Source organism: Flaviflexus huanghaiensis (assembly GCF_014118685.1).
GTDB lineage: Bacteria > Actinomycetota > Actinomycetes > Actinomycetales > Actinomycetaceae > Flaviflexus > Flaviflexus huanghaiensis.
Genome location: NZ_JACFAK010000002.1, coordinates 51,389 through 70,809 on the forward strand (window position 1 = coordinate 51,389; position 19,421 = coordinate 70,809).

21 protein-coding genes are annotated in these 19,421 nt (G+C 61.1%); 10 read left to right on the forward strand and 11 right to left on the reverse strand.

Annotated elements, in window-relative coordinates:
* Positions 1 to 8: 8 nt before the first annotated feature.
* A complete protein-coding gene (locus H7E91_RS01915) occupies positions 9 to 1,025 on the forward strand; it encodes a quinone-dependent dihydroorotate dehydrogenase (RefSeq protein WP_182353391.1) in 1,017 nt (338 codons plus the stop codon).
* A gap of 79 nt (positions 1,026 to 1,104) precedes the next feature.
* On the opposite strand, the gene H7E91_RS01920 is transcribed toward H7E91_RS01915, so the two are convergent.
* Positions 1,105 to 2,127: an aldo/keto reductase family protein gene (locus H7E91_RS01920; protein ID WP_182353392.1), complete on the reverse strand. Its 1,023-nt coding sequence runs from the start codon at positions 2,125 to 2,127 to the stop codon at positions 1,105 to 1,107.
* 86 nt (positions 2,128 to 2,213) lie between these two features.
* Positions 2,214 to 2,795: a DUF3043 domain-containing protein gene (locus tag H7E91_RS01925; RefSeq protein ID WP_182353393.1), complete on the reverse strand. Its 582-nt coding sequence runs from the start codon at positions 2,793 to 2,795 to the stop codon at positions 2,214 to 2,216.
* 38 nt (positions 2,796 to 2,833) lie between these two features.
* Between H7E91_RS01925 and H7E91_RS01930 the strand changes: the two genes are divergently transcribed.
* From H7E91_RS01930 to ctaF, 7 genes are all read left to right on the forward strand, one after another.
* Positions 2,834 to 4,189: a dipeptidase gene (locus H7E91_RS01930; RefSeq protein ID WP_182353394.1), complete on the forward strand. Its 1,356-nt coding sequence runs from the start codon at positions 2,834 to 2,836 to the stop codon at positions 4,187 to 4,189.
* The gene (locus H7E91_RS01935; RefSeq protein ID WP_182353395.1) at positions 4,186 to 5,142 is read left to right on the forward strand and encodes a hypothetical protein; all 957 of its coding nucleotides are present in this window, start codon (positions 4,186 to 4,188) and stop codon (positions 5,140 to 5,142) included. The genes H7E91_RS01930 and H7E91_RS01935 overlap by 4 nt, the downstream gene beginning before the upstream one ends.
* Positions 5,143 to 5,260: 118 nt before the next feature.
* On the forward strand, positions 5,261 to 5,605 hold the full coding sequence (locus H7E91_RS01940; RefSeq protein ID WP_182353396.1) for a HesB/IscA family protein: 345 nt from the start codon (positions 5,261 to 5,263) through the stop codon (positions 5,603 to 5,605).
* A complete protein-coding gene (locus H7E91_RS01945) occupies positions 5,605 to 6,597 on the forward strand; it encodes an FKBP-type peptidyl-prolyl cis-trans isomerase (protein ID WP_182353397.1) in 993 nt (330 codons plus the stop codon). Before H7E91_RS01940 ends, H7E91_RS01945 begins: the two co-directional genes overlap by 1 nt.
* Positions 6,598 to 6,810: 213 nt before the next feature.
* Entirely contained in the window at positions 6,811 to 7,695 is an 885-nt protein-coding gene (gene ctaC / locus H7E91_RS01950) for an aa3-type cytochrome oxidase subunit II (protein ID WP_206680329.1), read from the forward strand.
* The gene (ctaD, locus tag H7E91_RS01955; RefSeq protein WP_182353398.1) at positions 7,682 to 9,400 is read left to right on the forward strand and encodes an aa3-type cytochrome oxidase subunit I; all 1,719 of its coding nucleotides are present in this window, start codon (positions 7,682 to 7,684) and stop codon (positions 9,398 to 9,400) included. Before ctaC ends, ctaD begins: the two co-directional genes overlap by 14 nt.
* A 3-nt stretch (positions 9,401 to 9,403) precedes the next feature.
* Positions 9,404 to 9,844 carry an aa3-type cytochrome oxidase subunit IV gene (gene ctaF / locus H7E91_RS01960; RefSeq protein WP_182353399.1) on the forward strand — a complete coding sequence of 147 codons (441 nt, stop codon included), beginning with the start codon at positions 9,404 to 9,406 and terminating at the stop codon, positions 9,842 to 9,844.
* 171 nt (positions 9,845 to 10,015) lie between these two features.
* Here ctaF and H7E91_RS01965 read toward each other — a convergent pair whose 3' ends face one another.
* The 9 genes from H7E91_RS01965 to ctaE all read right to left on the reverse strand — a co-directional run bounded on the left by H7E91_RS01965 (position 10,016) and on the right by ctaE (position 17,569).
* Complete coding sequence (locus H7E91_RS01965; protein WP_182353400.1) at positions 10,016 to 10,399, reverse strand: hypothetical protein; 384 nt, start codon at positions 10,397 to 10,399, stop codon at positions 10,016 to 10,018.
* Positions 10,400 to 10,450: 51 nt separating this feature from the next.
* Entirely contained in the window at positions 10,451 to 10,867 is a 417-nt protein-coding gene (locus H7E91_RS01970; RefSeq protein WP_182353401.1) for a hypothetical protein, read from the reverse strand.
* A gap of 179 nt (positions 10,868 to 11,046) precedes the next feature.
* A complete protein-coding gene (locus tag H7E91_RS01975; RefSeq protein ID WP_182353402.1) occupies positions 11,047 to 11,793 on the reverse strand; it encodes a flagellar basal body-associated FliL family protein in 747 nt (248 codons plus the stop codon).
* A 184-nt stretch (positions 11,794 to 11,977) separates the two neighbouring features.
* A complete protein-coding gene (locus H7E91_RS01980; RefSeq protein WP_182353403.1) occupies positions 11,978 to 12,430 on the reverse strand; it encodes a hypothetical protein in 453 nt (150 codons plus the stop codon).
* A gap of 242 nt (positions 12,431 to 12,672) precedes the next feature.
* Positions 12,673 to 13,287 carry a superoxide dismutase gene (locus H7E91_RS01985; protein WP_182353404.1) on the reverse strand — a complete coding sequence of 205 codons (615 nt, stop codon included), beginning with the start codon at positions 13,285 to 13,287 and terminating at the stop codon, positions 12,673 to 12,675.
* Positions 13,288 to 13,386: 99 nt separating this feature from the next.
* A complete protein-coding gene (gene qcrB / locus H7E91_RS01990; RefSeq protein WP_182353405.1) occupies positions 13,387 to 15,084 on the reverse strand; it encodes a cytochrome bc1 complex cytochrome b subunit in 1,698 nt (565 codons plus the stop codon).
* Entirely contained in the window at positions 15,081 to 16,109 is a 1,029-nt protein-coding gene (gene qcrA, locus H7E91_RS01995; protein ID WP_206680330.1) for a cytochrome bc1 complex Rieske iron-sulfur subunit, read from the reverse strand. The genes qcrB and qcrA overlap by 4 nt, the downstream gene beginning before the upstream one ends.
* On the reverse strand, positions 16,106 to 16,882 hold the full coding sequence (gene qcrC / locus H7E91_RS02000) for a cytochrome bc1 complex diheme cytochrome c subunit (RefSeq protein WP_241698308.1): 777 nt from the start codon (positions 16,880 to 16,882) through the stop codon (positions 16,106 to 16,108). Before qcrC ends, qcrA begins: the two co-directional genes overlap by 4 nt.
* Before the next feature lie 42 nt (positions 16,883 to 16,924).
* A complete protein-coding gene (gene ctaE, locus H7E91_RS02005; protein WP_182353407.1) occupies positions 16,925 to 17,569 on the reverse strand; it encodes an aa3-type cytochrome oxidase subunit III in 645 nt (214 codons plus the stop codon).
* A gap of 287 nt (positions 17,570 to 17,856) precedes the next feature.
* Between ctaE and H7E91_RS02010 the strand changes: the two genes are divergently transcribed.
* Both H7E91_RS02010 and trpD read left to right on the forward strand, forming a co-directional pair.
* Positions 17,857 to 18,291, forward strand: a complete 435-nt coding sequence (locus H7E91_RS02010) for a PleD family two-component system response regulator (protein WP_182353408.1) — start codon at positions 17,857 to 17,859, stop codon at positions 18,289 to 18,291.
* Positions 18,288 to 19,340, forward strand: a complete 1,053-nt coding sequence (trpD, locus tag H7E91_RS02015) for an anthranilate phosphoribosyltransferase (protein ID WP_182353409.1) — start codon at positions 18,288 to 18,290, stop codon at positions 19,338 to 19,340. Before H7E91_RS02010 ends, trpD begins: the two co-directional genes overlap by 4 nt.
* The last annotated feature ends 81 nt before the right edge of the window (positions 19,341 to 19,421 follow it).

A 19,421-nucleotide genomic window follows, 5' to 3' on the forward strand; every position in this document is an offset into this window, starting at 1 on the left:
CTGGCCGGGTGCTCTACCGACTTCTTTTCGACACGATCATCACCCGCACGGATCCTGAGAGGGCCCACAGCGAGTCCGTTCACGCGATCGGAGCTGCGGGGCGCTCACCACTTGCGCCTCTGCTCAGAGCGACGATTGGATGGCGGGGCGGCGCCCAGCAGACGACCGCGTTCACCCGTCCGGTGCCCGGATTCGTTGGTCTCGCTGCAGGGATGGACAAGAACGCCACTGCTGTCGAGGGGATGGATGCGCTCGGCTTCGCGTTCGTCGAGGTCGGAACGGTCACGCCTGAACCCCAGCCGGGTAACGAACAGCCCCGGATGTGGCGCCACGTCGAGTCGCGAGCCCTGCGTAATGCTATGGGCTTTAACAACGACGGCTCGCGGGTCGTTGCCAGAAGACTGAAAAGCCTGCGGTCATCGAAACGCGGACGTTCGATCGTCGTGGGGGTCAATATCGGCAAGAATAAGTGGACGAGCGAGGAAGAAGCTGCACACGACTACGCGGTATGTGCATCACGGCTCGCGCGCTACGCCGACTATCTCGCGATCAACGTGTCATCCCCAAACACCCCTGGCCTTCGGGATTTGCAAAATTCTCAGTCGCTCCGGCCGATCATCAACGCAACGAAGACCGCTGCGTACGATGCGGCAGATCGGCATGTCCCGATTCTCCTAAAGATTGCCCCCGACATGAATGTCGAGACAGTGCGGGAGATGGCGGGGCTCGTTGTCGACGAAGACCTCGATGGCATCATCGCCACAAACACAACCGTGCAACACGAGCATCGCCGTGGAGGGCTTTCCGGTGAGCCGCTGACCAACCGGAGTCTCGACATCGTCCGCGAACTGCGAAACAGCCTTCCGTCCGACAGGCTCATCATCGGCGTCGGCGGCATCACGACCGTCGATGATGCTCAGGCGATGCTCGGAGCAGGAGCTGATCTGCTCCAGGTGTACTCGTCCTTCGTCTACGAGGGGCCATGCCTGCCCGGCAGGCTTAACCGGGCACTGTCACATCTGTGACCGGCGAATCCCTCGGCACGTGCCGGAAGGCAACGAGTACTGAACCTGGCTCGCGGTGAGCCAGGTTCAAAAGGGATGATCAGCGGGCGATCTCTGGCCGCTCGTGCGGGGCGTTCTCCCACGTGAGTCGCGGGTCGTCGATGATAACGCCGGCAAGGACCTCGTCGATTCGGGACATGAGTTCGGCGGGGATGGTGACATCGGCGGCCGCGACATTCTCTGTCACCTGCTCGGGGCGCGATGCTCCAATGATGGCAGCCGCGACGTTGTCGTTCTGAAGTGTCCACGCGATCGCGAGCTGTGCCCGGGTGATTCCGAGTTCGTCAGCAATGGGTTTGAGGTTGTCGACAGCGGTGAGGATCTCGTCGGACATGAAACGCTGGATCATCCGAGCGCCACCCTTCTTATCCGTCGCCCGGCTGCCCTTCGGGGGCTTCTTTCCGATCTTGTACTTGCCCGACAGGACGCCCTGCGCCATAGGAGACCACACGATCTGCTGGATCCCGCACCTCTCGGACATCGGGATGACCTCTGGCTCAATGACGCGATACAGCATGTTGTATTGGGGCTGGTTCGAGATGACCTGGAAACCGAGCTCCCGTGAGAAGTCGTAGGCGTACTCGATCTGCTCGGCCGTCCATTCCGACACACCGATGTAGAGCGCCTTGCCGGCGCGCACGACGTCTGCGAACGCCTGCATCGTCTCCTCGATCGGAGTCTCGACGTCGTAGCGGTGGGCCTGGAAGACGTCGACGTAGTCCGTTCCGAGCCTTTGTAAGGACGAATCGATCGACTCCATGATGTGCTTGCGCGATAGGCCCGCGTCGTTGTGACGCTTCCGCCCGGTCGGCCAGTAGACCTTCGTGAGAATCTCGAGGGATTCTCGCGGTTCGGAGCGGAGGGCCTTGCCGAGTACGAGCTCAGCTGCACCATTCGCGTAGACATCCGCTGTATCGAACGTTGTGATGCCGGCGTCCACCGCTGCCTTGACGGATGCGAAGGCCGCGCTCTCCTCCACCTGACTGCCGTGGGTCAGCCAGTTACCGTAGATGAGGTTTGAGATTTTGAGGCCCGATCGGCCAAGAAAAACGTAGTCAACCATCCGGTGAGTCTACATTCTTGACGCATGAAGTCTTAGCTAGCGGCACGCGCTCCGGCCCAGACGAATGCCCCGGGAGGGGGCATTGATCATCTGGCTCCAGCTGGCCATTCGCCTCGGCTAACCACGGGCACTGGCCTGCGCCAGCGGCGCGGATAGAACGTACGGCCGAACATTTGCCAGCGGATTCCGCGCGGCACTCGGTCTTCGCCGAACTTTTCGTCGAGCTTCTTTTTCATAGTTCTCACTGCGAAGAGCGAATCGACGAGCATGACCGCCATGAACGCATAGGTCGCGAGCATGAGGAACAGCGCGACCCTGGGAGCAGCGGCCTGGATGAAGACGAGAAGAAGAACGGCGAACGCGAGGAAGAAAAAGTAGGAGGCCAGGGTGAAGCGGGCGTCGATGTAGTCCCGCGCCCAGCGTCGCACCGGGCCGCGGTGAGCATAGGGCAGGTTCGCCTCATCGCCGGTCTTCATGGCGATCTGCTCACGCTGGAACTCGGCATCCCGTCGTGCCTTCGCTGCCCGCTTGGCGGCCTTTCGGTCCTTGGGCACGAGCGGACGGCGGCGCGCCGCCTCCGCCTCCCTGCGGGTGGGGGTGGGCCGTCCCTTGCCCTGAGGTGCCCCACTGATGACCTCGGGCCTGTCGATATCGTCGTCCTTGCTCACGGGTTTAACTCTACCGTCCCTGGAGTATCGTGGAAAACATGACTGATCTCGCCCCCTTTAACGCAGCGATTGACGCTGTGCTACCCGGAATCCGCTCTGACCTCGAAGATCTTGTCCGCATACCGTCCGTGTCATCGCCAGCCTTTGACCAGGCCGAGCTCGATCGCTCCGCTTCCAAGGTGAAAGAGATCCTTGAAGCATCTGGCGTGAGCGACATCGACATCATCAGCCTCGAGACGGAGACCGGCCGCGGCCGCCCCGCCATCCTTGCCCACCGACCGGGCCCAGAAGGTGGGCCGACAGTCCTCCTGTACGCCCACCATGACGTTCAGCCTCCGGGCGATCGCTCGACGTGGGACACGGAGCCGTTCGAACCCGTCGAGAAGGACGGCCGGCTGTACGGCCGCGGCACGGCCGACGACAAGGCGGGGGTGCTCGTCCACGTTGGCGCCCTGCGTGCCCTGGATGCGATGGGGGGCCTGCCCGTCTCCGTATCCCTCTTTATTGAGGGTGAAGAGGAGATCGGGTCACCGACATTCGTCGATTTCCTTCACGCACACCGGGAGCAACTGAAGGCTGATGTTATCGTCGTCGCCGACTCGACAAACTGGAAGGTCGGGATTCCGTCGCTCACGACGTCGCTCCGCGGGCTGGTTGGCCTCGAGGTCACGGTGGATGTGCTCGACCACGCTCTCCACTCGGGCATGTACGGCGGGCCTGTGCTTGACGCGGTGACCGTGGCATCCCGGCTCATTGCCACCTTGCACGATGAGGATGGTGCGGTGGCCGTTGATGGCCTCCATGGCTATGACCGTGCGCAGGTCGACTACCCAGAGGGTCAGCTACGCGCCGATATGGGGGTGCTTGAGGGTGTTGAGCTCGCCGGGCGGGGCTCGATCGCGTCACGACTGTGGACCCAGCCGGCGCTCGCTGTCATCGGCTTCGATGCCACCCCCGTTGAGACGTCGTCCAACACTCTCATCCCCTCCTGCCGCTTCGAACTCTCGCTACGCGTTGCTCCCGGGCAAGACCCAGCCGATGCTCATGACGCGCTGACGAAACACCTCGTCGACCACGCGCCGTTCGGTGCCCGCGTATCGTTCGGCGGCCGTGAACTCGGCCCCGCTTTCCAGGCTGTCGAGACCGATGTCATGAAGACTGCCCGGCAGGCCCTTGCCGATGCATGGCAGGCCGAGCCGGTTGATATTGGCGTCGGCGGCTCCATCCCCTTCATCGCCGACCTTGCTGACGTCTTCCCAGAAGCAAAGATCCTCGTCACCGGTATCGAGGACCCGGACACTCGCGCCCACGCCGGGAACGAGTCCCTTCACCTCGAGGAGTTCCGTCGGGCGATCCTCGCCGAGACGATCCTGCTGACGAGGCTCGCTGAGTGAACGTCCTCCTTATCGCCTCAAGGATCGGGGTTGCGCCAGCAGACGTCGTTCTCGAGGCCGCCGCAGCACCCTGGCGAGCACGTGCCGAGGTCGATGCTGTGCCGGTCAGCGACGGCGACGGCGACCTGTGTGAGGTCATGGCCTTCTATGCGGGAGGTACGCTCGGCACGATCCGGGCGAATGAGACTGCTGTGCCAACTCTCTCCGACGGGGAGTGGGTCATCGACCTGTCGAGGTCGTGGGGCGAGGACTCGACGATCCTCGGGATCGCTCTGCGCGAAGCGTTGACACGGTCCCCCTCGCGGCTCATCGTCAACCTTCCCGTCCGGGTTTTTCCGGACCTGGGGAGGGCCATGATGAGGGAACTCGGGGCGGCCACAACCCGGGACGTGGCCGAGCTACTCGCGGGAACAGACGTTGTCATCACGGCAACGGATGAGCAACCGCTACTAGGCGTGAACGGACTTCCGCGCTGGCTTGATCGGCATGGAATGCTGTCGGCACTTGAGGCGCAGCGTCTTGAGCTTGAGCTAGGCGCAGCCCTGCCGGCTCCAGTGCGTACCGTGCTCATGGGAGAAGCCATCGACCCGAAGTCGGGATGGTCAGGCCTTGGGGGAGGGGCGGCCCTCGTCCTTCAAGCAGCGGGTGCGCGGGTCCGGTGGGCTGGGGAGATCACCGCTCAGGCAATTGTCCCGCGGCTCGCCCAAGCAGACCTTATTGTCTACGTCACGGGAGAACTTGGGCTCGACATGCCGCGTTCGCTCGTCGCGATAGCTGACCGGGCCAGTGAGAGCGCTACCCCTGTTCTCGTTGTCTATGGCGAAGGTCGACTCCTCCGGCACGAGCTCGCCCGCTTCGGGCTATCCAGTTCCTATTCATACGCTCGGGAGGGCCAGGGAATTGACGCTTTGCGGCGCGCGATGGGGCCGATAGCTCAGACATGGGCACGCTAAAGAGCCGTATTACTATGGACTAAACCGTGTTAAGAGGGTCATGCCTTCTTGGAATGCGGTCCCCGTTCGACGTAATCTTGACGTAGCCTGCGGGCGAACCTTCCGAAGGAGAATTCTCATGACCGAATCCGTTGCAGTCCACGCCGTGGAGCTGACCGACGTTGCCGCCACCAAGGTGCGCAGCCTGCTGGCCCAGGAGGGTCGCGACGATCTCGCGTTGCGCGTTGCAGTTCAGCCGGGCGGTTGCTCAGGCCTCATGTACCAGCTCTACTTCGATGAGCGCCAGCTAGACGGCGATCTCGTCCGTGAGTTCGGGGACGTCAAGGTGGTCGTTGACCAGATGTCTGCACCGTACCTGGACGGCGCCACCATCGATTTTGCAGACTCGATCGAGCGTCAGGGATTCACGATCGATAACCCGAACGCGGCTGGCTCCTGCGCCTGCGGCGATTCGTTCCACTGATGCAGGTCACACGGCGCATCGCCGCGGCTTTCGCACTCACCGCCCTCGTCCTCGCCGGATGTTCCGACGATCCCGAGGGCGGTCAGTCTGCCGAGGAGACGCAGACAACCGCCGACGAGACGACGGACACCCCGACCCCGGATGAGGATCAGGTCGACGCCGTCATCTCTGCGGAAGGGATGCCGACGGTCGTGGAGGAAGACGGGATTGTCACCCTTGATTTCGAGGGAGCATCTGAGCCCGATGTGCTCCAGGTAGCTGTTGTTGACGAGGGTAGTGGAACCGCGGTGACACGCGAGGACATGGTGATCGTCGACTACGCCGGCATGGTGTGGGGCAGCGACGCCACCTTCGACTCGTCCTACGAGCGCGGTCAGCCAATGTCCTTCCCCCTTAGTGGTGTTGTTCAGGGCTGGCGCGATGGCCTCGCAGGCCAGAAGGTCGGCTCGCGCGTCATCGTTTCCGTGCCCTCGGAACTCGGTTACGGCCCGATGGGCGGAAACGCGTCCGCCGGGATCGGCGAGGATGACACGATTGTCTTCGTCGTCGACATCATCGACACGATCGCCCCTGACGCGGCCGGGGACCCCGAAGCGGCCGAGAAGACAGCAATCGAGGATCTCCCTGTCGAAATTGACGGAGCCCTCGGAGAGCCCGCCTCCATCACGGTGCGCGACGGTGCAGACGAGCCTGAAGACGAGACCTCAATCGTCGTGGCAGAATCTGACGGCGACGTTGTCGGTGGCCTCGGAACGACCGTGTACTTCCAATACTCTGCCGCGACATGGGATAACTCGCAGAACGAGTCGTCGGTCGACTTCGGCGGCGTGCAGAACACGACCATCGGCTCTGGCTCGGTCTTCGATCATCTCGAAGGCCTACCTGTCGGCTCCCGCGTGCTCCTACTTGTACCCGGTAATGGTGAGACTCCCGCGCTCGCTGCGCTCGTCGATATTGTCGGCCAGCTCGCGCCGCCAGCAGACGAGGAGTAGCACCCACAACTCGCGGACGCGGCCTGACCGCCCAGATTCCCTGCAACCTCGATGGTTGTGGGGAATCGTCCGTTTTGTCTGGAGGTTTTGCCGATTTCTCGCGTCTCAGGGGGTTAATCTCGGCAAAAACTATGTAGAGTAGGGTGCTAGGACGATAGTCCCGAGTCCGTCATTGCGGCGAGGGTCGGGAACGTTGAAGGAAGGTACACCACCGTGCGTGAAATACAGCATCGGCGACGCGGTCTCAAGAGCGCAGGCGCGCTCGCCGCCCTCGTCGCACTTGCCGCTGGCTGTTCGATGGAGACGCCGAGCAATCCCGGTAAGGGCATCGATGTCGGATTCCTGCCCTCGACGAGGGACATGACAGATCGGTCAGGGCAACTCATCGACCTCTGGAACGGCGCATGGATCGCCGCGGTCGGTGTTGCGGCGCTCGTCTGGGCGCTGGTCCTCTGGTCGGTCATCGCCTACCGCAAGCGCAAGAACGACAACGAGCTACCGATCCAGCTGCGCTACCACGTGCCGCTCGAAATCATGTACACCGTCGTTCCGATTATCATGGTCGGCTTTCTCTTCGTGTTCTCCACACGAGCTACAGCGGAAATGAACGACATGAACGCCGAGCCGGACCTCGAGGTCGAGGTTTACGGCAAGCAGTGGAGTTGGGACTTCAACTACACCTCTGACGACGTTTACTACTCCGGAGACCGCATTTCGTTCATTGGCGACGAGGTCGGTGCCCAGGAAACGCTACCGACGCTTTATCTTCCTGTCGATGAGACCGTCGAGTTCACGATCAAGTCCCGCGACGTCATCCACTCGTTCTGGATCCCCGCGTTCCTCTACAAAATCGATATGATGCCGGGCCAGGTCAACACCTTCCAGGTGACTCCCCAGGAAGAGGGTGTCTATTCCGGTAAGTGTGCGGAACTGTGCGGTGAATACCACGCGGAAATGGTCTTTAACGTCGCGGTAGTCGACCGTGACACATACGACGCCGAAATGGAAAAACTGCGCGAGGCCGGAAACATCGGTACCCGCGGCGACGAATACAACAGGCAGTACCAGGTAAGGGAGTCCAGCAATGGCATCGACTGATGTAGATCCCCGCATCATCGAGGGTGATTTCGTTCCCGGGCTAGGGCCCGAGAAGCAGTCGCTCGGCCGGAAGGTCATCGACTGGATGACATCCACCGATCATAAAACGATCGGATACATGTACCTCATCAGCGCGTTCGCCTTCTTCCTCATTGGCGGCGTCCTCGCACTTATTATCCGCGCCGAACTGTGGTCTCCCGGGATGTTGCTGCAATCGAAAGAGCAGTACAACCAGTTTTTCACGATGCACGGAACAATCATGTTGTTCCTCTTCGCCACGCCGCTGTTCACAGCATTCGGCAATGTGCTCGTGCCCGTCCATATCGGTGCTCCTGACGTCGCCTTCCCGAGGCTCAACATGTTCAGCTTCTGGCTGTTCTCCCTCGGCGGGCTCGTGACGATCGCAGGTTTCCTCACGCCGAAGGGGGCGGCATCGTTCGGATGGACGGCCTACGTGCCCTTGTCGACAAACGCGTTCTCTCCGGGACTCGGTGGGGACCTATGGATCATGGGCCTCATCATGACGGGCTTTGGAACAATCTTTGGCTCAGTCAACTTCATCGCGACGATCATCACGATGAGGGCGCCGGGCATGACAATGTTCCGCATGCCGCTGTTCACCTGGAACGTCCTTATCACCTCTGTCCTCGTGCTCATGGCGTTCCCTGTCCTTGCCTCTGCGCTCTTTGGTCTCGCGGTCGACCGAGTCCTCGGTGGTCAGATCTACAACCCCGAAGCGGGTGGTGCGATGCTCTGGCAGCACCTGTTCTGGTTCTTCGGCCATCCCGAGGTCTACGTCATCGCATTGCCGTTCTTCGGCATCATTTCCGAGATCATTCCGGTCTTCTCCCGCAAGCCGATTTTCGGATACAAGGGTCTCGTCTTTGCGACAATCGCCATTGCGGCTCTCTCGGTGACCGTGTGGGCGCACCACATGTTTACCACCGGCGGGGTCATGCTCGACTTCTTCTCGCTCCTGACAATGGCGATCGCAGTCCCCACGGGCGTGAAGTTCTTCAACTGGATTGGCACGATGTGGCGCGGGAAGCTCACGTTCGAAACCCCGATGCTGTGGTCGATTGGCTTCCTCCTGACGTTCGTTCTCGGAGGTATCACCGGCGTCATCCTGTCTGCGCCGGCGATGGACTTCCACGTCCACGACTCCTACTTCGTCGTCGCGCACTTCCACTACGTCGTGTTCGGCACGGTCGTGTTCGCCATGTATGCGGGCTTCTACTTCTGGTGGCCCAAGTTCACGGGCCGCATGCTCGATGAGCGGATCGGTAAGATCCACTTCTGGCTGACCTTCATCGGATTCCATGTGACGTTCATGATTCAGCACTGGCTCGGCGTCCAGGGCATGCAGCGCAGAATTCCGGACTACATGCCGGAAGATGGCTTTCAGCTGTACAACCAGGTGTCGACGATCGGCGCGACAATCCTCGCGATCTCGACCCTGTTCTTCCTCTGGAACGTCCTCAAGACCTCAACGGCTCCCAAGCCGGCGCAGTTGCCTGACGATCCGTGGGGCTTTGGCGGATCACTCGAATGGGCGACAGCCTCACCGATCCCGCCCCACAACTTCACCGAGCTTCCGAGAATCAGGTCTGTCCGGCCCGCGTTCGATCTCCATCACCCCGAGGTTGCCGCGATGGACCGGGTTGATCCGGCTGCAGAAACCGACCTGTCGGTTAAGGAGAATTAAGTCATGGTCATGAACGATACAAAACCTGAGCAGGAGCGCAAGCCGCTTGTGATCGAGACCCTGTTCTTTGCGGTCCCAGGCGCTTTCTTCGTCCTCGTCGCATTGGTTTACGTCTTCGTCACGAATGCGGAACCAATCGGGACGATGGCTCTCGTTGGCCTTGCCTTTATGTTCTTCTTCGTCACCGGCTACCTGTGGCTCACGTCGCGCCGAATCGACTTCAGGGCCTCGGATGATAACGAGGCCGATATTCGTCAGTCCGCCGGTGAAGTCGGCGAGTTCACTCCCCACTCTTGGTGGCCCTTCATTGCGGGAGTTGCCGTCACCATCATCGCGGCAGGCTTTGCAGTCGGTTGGTGGATGTTCGGCCTCGGACTCGTGTTCGGCGCTTTTGCCGTCGTGGGTTATGCCTTCGAAAACAACAGGGGTGTCTACGCCCACTGAGACTGTGTCAGACTGTTTCCCCGGCCAGTATGGCCGGGGAAATCTGTTATCAGCGGTTTCTGACGTGTGCGAGGAAGCAATTGTGCGGCAACCAGCATTGCCGAGTGCCGCGAGCTCCGGAGCAAACAGTAAGTAAAGGCAATCGAGCGTGCGCGGACTGCCGTCAGCGAGTTACCGAGTAGCGGCAGCGTCGCGTGCACGAACGACGTCGTTCCTGCACGTTTCCGCGCGAGCGACTAACGTGGCTAGGTCTGAGTCATGCATCGTCTTGATATTGTCCGACTGGACGACGATCTCTCGAGCCGCGACCGTCACGTGTGAGTATGTCCCGTTGATTAGGCACGTGAGGTAGAAGTCTTGTTCGGCGTCCGTGGCATTGTCGGGGGCTGCCAGCCTCCCATCGTGGGGGAGCTTCGCTGTGAGTGCCTGACGGTAGGCGTCTCTGCTTATCTCACCGGAACCGACGCCAGCGACGATGTAAACTACCATGCTTGCGGTCAGGACAAGAGAAGCCGCGGCGGTCATGATGACGCCGCGGACTTCTCTCGTGTTCATTCGCACGATCTGTCCCTCATGGGACCAATTAGATCACGAGTCGTGCTTGTCCTATTTATCGTGCACGTTCGGGCCGCGCGTACCGCGCTCGCCGTGTTCACGACCATCGCGAACCCCAGGGACGTCGGGCTGGCGTGCAGCCTGACGTTCAATATAGGGCTCCTGGTTATATTCGCCCTTTCCCTCGGGAAGCTCTTCCTCTTTGCCCTGGCGGGCGATGTAGGGGGTTTGATCGTATTCGCCGCCGAAGCCGGGAGTCTCATCGTCCCTTGGCGGAGCCGGCTCGAAGGCCGGATCGTCCGCGTGAGGTGACAGCGGATTGTAGGGTGCGTTGTCCTCGACGTGCGTCTCTGCGTGGCGGGGAGCGGCTCGACGCGTGTCCTCACCGCCGACGAGGTCAACATCCTCCTCCGTGCCTGTCTCGTGGGCCATCGTTTCGTCGTAATGCTTCTTTTCGTCGTGTGCCATTGTGACCACAACCTCCTTCATACGATGTGTAACACTAATGTACGTTGCTTAACACCTATGACTCTACGCTTAAGTGAGTGGCCTCTTCCAGATATAAGTGGCGGAAGTTAGCCGCTTCCCAGAATTCTCTATGACTTCGTACTGGATAACTGTCACGGGCGGGCAGTACCCCGCCGGGCTCACAAAGTTCCCGCCTCTTCGCCGCACTGCATGGCAATGTCCTCGAGCTCGGTCACGGAGTGGTCATCGTAGACATCAATTCCGTTGGAAATGGAGTCAATCGCTTCGGGTCGCAGGCGCTGGATGGCTTCTTCTGTCACGCAGGTCAGATAGGCGTCCCACTGTTCTGGGGTGATGCCCTGCTCTTCGGCAGCTTCGCGGTCGAGGCCGCTCTCGGCGAGTATGTCTTCCATACCGCTTCTGAATGTGGCCGGATCGGCGTTCGGGTCGCCGAACTCCTCGGGATCGTTGTCTGCCTCCCGCCCTCCATTTTCACCATTTGAGTCATTGTCGATAGCTGTCGGGCTCGGTTGTGGTCTGGCATCTTCACTGTCGTCGTCGCCCCGTGTGAGGAAGTAGATGAGGGCGCCGATGACGAGGACGACGAGGACACCCAGCGCGATCCACAACGGCGCCCTACTGCCTTGCCCTTTCGGGTCGCGATAATCGGGGCCGCCACCGTATGGATCATATGGCGGCTGACCGTAGCCAGCACCACCAGGCCCGCCATAGGGGGCGCCGTGGCCTTGAGCGTGCGGAGGTTGTTGCGGATCACGTGCGTAGGGAGGCTGATTGTGATAGCCGGGGTGCTGCGTTCCGTCCTGCTGGAACCCGTCCTGTCCCGGACCTGGCGTCTGTCCGGTTGGTCCTCCGGCAGACTCGCCGGAGTGCTCAGGGTCCCAGGGCGTATGTCTGTCGTTTGTCATCGTTTCCGCCTTCACATGGGGTGTAGGCCAACCGGCCCGTGTCATTACGTGAATGACGTGGTTTGCACGACAACCTAACACAGTAGTGCCAACATGTCCTGCCCTTGTGAAGGGTGGTTCTGCCCGCTGTTTCCCCGATTCGAAGCTCGACGGACGGAATCCCGTCATCCACTGCTGTCGGCGTTCAATCGGGGGTATCCGAGCATTCGTCGACGGCTGCGACGATTGCCTCGTAGTCACTGATATCCGCGCCAGAATCACCGGACGCGATCGCGTTGAGAGTTTCGGCCGACACCTCGTCGAAGAAGCTGTCGACCATGCACTCGGCGACGCCAGCTACGGATTCGTCGATCGTTGTGGAGCGGAGACCCAGCGCCGCCATTTCCTCGACGAGTAGTGTGTGCAGACCCGTGGTCACGGCGGACCGTGTGACCGGCGCACGAGTGTAAGACGGCACCGGGGGAGAGGGCAGCGCCGGTGCTGGGTCGATTGGTGCGGCAACCGCGCGTGGAGCGTCCGTCCGAGACTGAGATGGCGTCTCGGATGCGGGTGTGACGTCAGCATCGCCATGCGTGCCGCCTGCGAAGCCTAGGACACCGGCTACAGTCACAAGCGACCCGGCGATAACGGCACGCATTGGCACCCGTCGGCTGAATCGCCTGTGAGTATGGGGCTCAATCCCTTTCCAGCTGGTCGACAAGGCGCGCTCCTTACCTCGGGACATCTTCGGATGAACCTACCCGGGATTTGGCCGTCGTAGCGCTCATGAGCAGCATCCTGTGCACGGAGGAGAATGATGTCGCCCTGTGTGCTCCTGGGGTGGGCAACAGAATGGGTGGCCGACAGGAGTCGACCACCCACTGCGCAACGCCAGCGCTACTACTTGACGATGACGGCCTTCTTGGCGTCGTCGAGGCGAGCAGCGACGTTCTGCCAGTTGACGATGTTCCAGAACGCCTTGACGTAGTCCGCCTTGACGTTGAGGTAATCGAGGTAGAAGGCGTGCTCCCACATGTCGAGCATGAGGAGCGGAAGCGTGCCGACGGGTACGTTGTTCGCCTGGTCGTACAGCTGGAAGGTCGTGAGCTTGCCTGCGACCGAGTCGTAAGCGAGCACGGACCAGCCGGAGCCCTGAATACCGGTGGCGACAGCGGTGAACTGGCTGACGAAGGTGTCGAAGGAGCCGAACGCATCCTTGATCGCCTCCATGAGTTCACCTTCGGGCTGTCCTCCGCCGTCCGGAGAAAGGTTCTTCCAGAAAATGGAGTGGTTGATGTGGCCACCGAGGTTGAAGGTGAGGTCTCTCTGGAACTGGTTGAGTGTCCCGAAGTCACCCGCCTCCCTCGCTGCGGCGATGTTCTCAAGCGCCTTATTCGCCCCGGTCACGTACGTATTGTGATGCTTGCTGTGATGAAGCTCCATGATCTTGCCGGAGATGTGGGGCTCGAGCGCACCGTAATCGTAATCGAGTTCGGGCAGTGTGTACTGTGCCATTGAATATCCTCCATGTTCCGATCCCTGTAACGGGGATCAATGTTGTCTCAGTCTCTCTCATGAACGGTCGCGGTTCTACCGAACCCGCTCATGGCGAAATCACGGTCGAATCTGGTGTTTGCGGGTGCGCTCGAGTTGCGCGACCGAGCCTCCCGTGCGATCGGCGCCGTGCCCCAGCTGGTGGCGCGATGCCTGGGCGGCGGCCAGTTCACTCTTCGTCACCGGTTCGACGCGATCTTCAAAGAAGAAGCGGGATATCGCCGAGCGACGTTTGAGGCTCTTGTATTCCTTCCTCGGCAGACCGTCAGGGTCGACTTCCGCTCCGGCCTCGATGGGACGGTGAGCGTCGTGCTGGACGAGAGTCCATAGCTCGTAGTTGTCGAGGGGACGGTGCACGGAGTGGAACGCGCCGTCCTCGGTCTGGATGACTTTACCGGTCGGATGACCGTGAAGAGCAAGCTCTCGGTCTCGGCGCTGAAGAGACAGGCATATTCTCTTCGTGACCCAGAACGTGATGAAAGGTGCAATGAGGAAGAGGATCCGTAACACCCACGTGATGCCGTTGATTGACAACTCGAAGTGCGTTGCGATGATGTCGTTCGACCCGGTGATGACAAGGATGATGAACTGAACGATGAGGACAGCGCCGATCGCGGTGCGGACCGGGACATTGCGCGGCCTATCGAGGATGTGGTGTTCGCGCTTGTCACCGGTCGCGTAGGCCTCGATGAACGGGTAGATCGCCAGCGTCGTGAACAGGATGCCGGGGACGACGACACCAGGGATAAGGATCGACATCGGGAAGGTGAATCCGAAGAGCACAAATTCCCAGCCGGGCATGAGGCGCAACGCGCCGTCAAGGAACAGCATGTACCAGTCAGGCTGAGAACCGGCGGAGACCGGTGATGGATCGTAAGAGCCGTAACTCCACACGTTATTGATCGATAGCGTCGCCCCGAGAAGAGCGATCAAGCCGAACACGATGAAGAAGAAGCCGCCGGCCTTCGCCGCGTAGACGGGAAACACCGGGAACCCAACGACATTGTTCTGCTTGCGCCCGGGGCCGGGGTACTGGGTGTGCTTGTGGACGACGACCATGAGCAGATGGAGTCCGACAAGGGCGAGGATGAGACCCGGTACGACGAGAATGTGGAGTGTGAAAAGCCGGGGAATGATCTCTGTGCCGGGGAACTCCCCGCCGAACAGCGCATAGGAGACCCAGGTGCCGAGCACAGGGATTGACTTCGCCACACCATCGGCGATGCGGAGGCCGTTACCGGAGAGCACGTCATCCGGAAGGGAGTAGCCGGTGAAACCGGCGAGCAGGCCAAGGATGAGGAGCGTGAAGCCGACCAACCAGTTGAGTTCACGTGGCTTGCGGAAGGCGCCCGTGAAAAAGACGCGGAACATGTGGGCGACGATCGCGGCCATGAACAGCAGAGCTGCCCAGTGGTGCATCTGCCGCATGAGAAGCCCGCCCTTAACCTCGAATGAGATCCGCAGGGTGGAGGCGTATGCCTCGGACATCTCGTTGCCCTGCTCCGTCACCGGGAGAGCATCTGCAGGGTACGTGACAGTACCCATCGACGGCACGAAGAACATGGCGAGGAAGATGCCGGTGAGGATGAGCGTGATAAATGAGTAGAGAGCGATCTCGCCGAGCAGGAATGACCAGTGGTCTGGGAAAATCTTGCGTGCGAATCCCTTGACCACGCCCGAGAGCCCAACGCGTTCATCGACGTAGTTGTACGCCCCGCCGCTCTTCTTCGGGGCCTGCGTGTACTTTGGTGTCGTCACTTCTTACGCTCCCAGTAGCTCGGGCCGACGGGCTCGGGGAAGTCGCCGTCCGCAATGATGTAACCCTCGTCGTCGACCGTGATCGGTAGCTGCGGCAACGGCCGCTTCGCGGGACCGAAGACGACCTTCGCTCCGTCCGATACGTCGAATGTTGACTGATGGCACGGGCATAGCAGATGGTGCGTCTGCTGTTCGTAGAGCGCCACCGGGCACCCGACATGGGTGCAGATCTTTGAGAAGGCGACGATGCCATCCAGCGAGTTCTCGGGCTCCTTGAGATCTTTCTCGTCAAGCCGGATGAGAAGGACGACTGCCTTCGCCTTTTCCTCGGCGTACCCTTCGGCGTGGGAGAGGTCGTTGAGACCCTCGGGAATGACGTGGAAAACCGACCCGATCGTCACATCTTCCATCTTGATTGGCCGCGACATGTCGTGCGGGCCGTCAGTCATGAGGCGGCGGCCACGCTCCCACATCGTGTGCTTGAGCTTGCTGATGTCCCAGCCACCGCTCTCGCCGAGGTTACCGATGAGGGGAACGAGAAAGGGGAGCGGAACAAGCGCGAGCGCACCGCCGAGTGCGGCGGTGATAAATGGGCGGCGGGCGACACCGGAATCGGCGATTCCCTGGCGCATGATCGCGGCCGCCTGAGCCTGCTCCTCGGACGACGTGCGCGACGTCGCGCGCTTCTCGACCATCTCTTCATCGTTCATGAGCGACTTCGCCCAGTAAATGGCCGCGAAACCGATGCCGCCAAAGCCGATGGCGAGTCCGAGTCCGAGCACGAGGTTGCCGAGCCTGATGTTGCCGAGCGTCGTGTAGTCGGGTAGGACGAAGTAGAGGACGACTGCCGCGAGCGAGGCAAGAGCCGACAGTCCGAAAACCGCCGTGACGATGAGCGAGTCGCGCCTTTTCAGTTTCGGGTCAGACTCGTTCTTGCGCGGCACATGCGGGGCCAGACCCGGGTTCTCGAACCGCTCCTGCGGAAGATTGTTCACGGATGTTGCTGGCTGGATGTCCTTATTCAAGACTTCTTCGCTCCAATCCATACGGCGATGACACAGAGACCGCCGATACCGATGATCCAAATCCACATGCCCTCGACGACCGGGCCGATCGAGCCCAGGTTATTGCCGCCGACCGACTCAGCTTCCTGCTGGTAGTTGATGTAGGCGATGATGTCTTGCTTGCCCTGCGGGGTGATGTTCGAGTCGTTGAACACCGGCATCGACTGCGGGCCAGTCACCATGGCTTCGTAGATTTCAACCGGCGTCGAGTCCATGAGAGAAGGCGCTACCTTGCCCCCCGACAGAGCACCGCCAGCGCCGACAGCGTTGTGGCACATCGAGCAGTTTGTGCGGAACAGTTCCATACCCGACGCGGGATCGCCGCCCGCGGGGTCGACCATGTCCGGGGTCGGAATCGCTGGCCCGGGGCCGAGCGTCGCGACGTACGCGGCGACATCCATGATCTGATCTTCCGTGAACTGCGGGGGCTTAGCCTCAGCCTGGGGGGAATTGCTCGCCATGGGCATGCGGCCGGTAATCATCTGGAAGTGTACGGACGCAGCTCCAACGCCGGTCAAGGCTGGGGCGATATCGGTGCCCGCACCATCGACGCCGTGGCACGTTGAGCAATTCGACTCGAAAAGGGCCTCGCCTTCCTGCACATTCGATGAGCCGGCAGTAGCGGTCGCGGTTCCCGGCGACATAAGGGCGTAGGCGCCGGCCGTGACGAAGAGCGCCAAGAGGAGAAGGATGACCGGGGCGTACCGGCTTCGTCTGGCTTTAGCGGTGAACAACGTGGCCTCGCTTGATCTGTGGAGTGAGGTGGACGGGGAGCATCATTTGAGGATGTAGATGATGAAGAAGAGTGCGATCCAAATGACATCGACGAAGTGCCAGTAGTACGAGGTCACGACGGCGGTCGAGGCCTCCTGGTGCCCGAACCTCTTCGTTAGTCGAGAACGTCCGATGATGAGGAGGAAGGCGACGAGGCCGCCAGCGACGTGGATCGCGTGGAAACCGGTCGTGATGTAGAAGACGGAGCCGTAGGATCCAGAAGAAATTGTCACTCCGTGCGAGACGAGCTCGGCGTACTCGAAAATCTGGAGCGAAACGAAGATAGCGCCGAGGATAAAGGTCAGCATGTACCACTCGGTCATTCCCCACCGCCGCACGTTGAGCAGGCTGCCGTCACGACGTGCGATGAGCTTCTCTGCCTTCCACACACCGAACTGACACGTGATCGACGATGTCATGAGGATGAGGGTGTTAATCGCGGCGAATGGAACGTTAAGGGCTTCGGCCGCTTCGCTCCACACCGCCTGGCCCGCGACGGACCGGTGCGTGAAGTACATGGCGAAAAGCCCGGCGAAGAACATGAGCTCGCTGGACAGCCAAACGATGATACCCACGGACAGGGTATTGGGACGCGTAATCTGTGGCGCACGAGGGGCAGCCGAGGTTGCTGTACTCACAGTAGACATTATGTCTCAAAAAGCGCGTAACGTCTGCTTTTTCTAGGCTGAAGGTCCTAGATCTGGGTGATTTGTCCCATTATTCCGATCCTCCTGACGAGCGATTCGGCGACGAACCGGTGGATTCCCTTGCTCGTTCACGACCGATATAGACCGGTGCCTGGGTGCCGCTCGACGTGTGTCGCGCACGGACTGCGGCTGCAGAATCTCGGAGTCTGGCCCGGACGGGGGCCATGAAAGTGCCGATGTCGCGATAGTATGACCCCGTATTTACCCAGTTCTGGATGGAGGACAGCATGTCGGATCTCGTACGATCTGCGGATGCCGAGGTCGCGCAGGCGAAGACTGCCGCAAAGATCATGGTCTACAGCGATGACCGGGCGACGAGAGCGGAGGTCCGGACGGCCGTGGGCCGCCGGCCCGGCAAGGGGGCGCCGACGATCGAGTGGTTTGAGGCGGCAACAGAATTCGGTGTCCTCGACCTGCTCGAGCAAGAAGTCTTTGACCTCCTCATCCTTGACGGCGAGGCAGCCAAGGTCGGCGGCATGGGCCTAGCAAAGCAACTGAAGGACGAGGTTCAGAACTGCCCGCCCATCCTTCTCCTCATCGCACGCCCACAGGATGAGTGGCTCGCCCGCTGGTCCACAGCGGAGGATACGACGACGTTCCCGATTAACCCCCGCGAGATCCAGCAGAAGGTGACGAGGCTCATCGGAGTGCAGGCGCGATGAGCGGACGGACCTGGTCCGACCTCATTTCGCGCGTTATCCGGCACGAAGATCTCGAACGGTCGGACACGGCGTGGGCGATGGACGAGGTCATGTCTGGAGTGACGTCGCCCGTCATTCTTGCCGGCTTCCTCACGGCGCTCGCCACCAAGGGAGAGACCGTCGATGAGTTGCGTGGCTTGGCCGACGCCATGCTTGCTCACGCGACCCCCGTCTCGATTGACGGCGACACCCTCGACATCGTCGGGACCGGCGGGGACCGTTTAAAGACAGTCAACATCTCGACCATGTCCTCTCTCGTCATCGCCGCTGCCGGGGTCAAGGTTGCGAAGCATGGCAACCGCGCCTCATCATCATCGTCCGGCTCGGCCGATTGTCTCGAAGCACTCGGAGTCGATCTCAACCTGCCGAAGGAGCGGGTGATCGACAATTTCCACGAACTCGGGATCACATTCCTCTTCGCCAATCTCTTTCATCCGTCGATGCGGCACGCTGCCGTCGCGCGTCGCGAGCTTGCAGTCGGCACCGCTTTCAATGTTCTCGGTCCCCTCACGAACCCGGCCCGGCCCCGCGCGGCCGCTATCGGCGTCTCCAGCGCCCGTCATGCACCGATCGTTGCTGGCGTTCTTGCTGAGCGCGGCAACTCTGCCCTCGTTTTCAGGGGAGTTAATGCGATGGACGAGCTCAGCACTGTCAGCGCCAATCAGGTGTGGGAAGTTCGCGATGGTGGGGTCACGTACACGGAGATTGACGCCGTTGTCGAGCTTGGCATGACCCCGACGACAGTGGAGGATCTTCTCGGTGATGATGCCGCATACAACGCGCGGGTGGCGAGGAGCGTTCTCGAAGGTGAGAAGGGAGCCGCCAGGGAGGCTGTCTTGCTCAACTCTGCTGGCGCCCTCGTGGCGGATGGTCGTCTGCCCGGTCTCGATCCCACGTCCGGCACGCTCATCGAGCGTCTGCTGCGCGGCATCGACGTCGCGGCTGACACGATCGATTCAGGCAGGGCCTCTGATCTGCTCACGCGCTGGGTGCGGCTCTCCCGCGCCTAATTCTGTACTGCTCGCGGTCGAATGGCCGCTATGAGGGTTGGTAGCACCCGCTGCCAACCCTCAGTCCGTACCCGGTGGGTG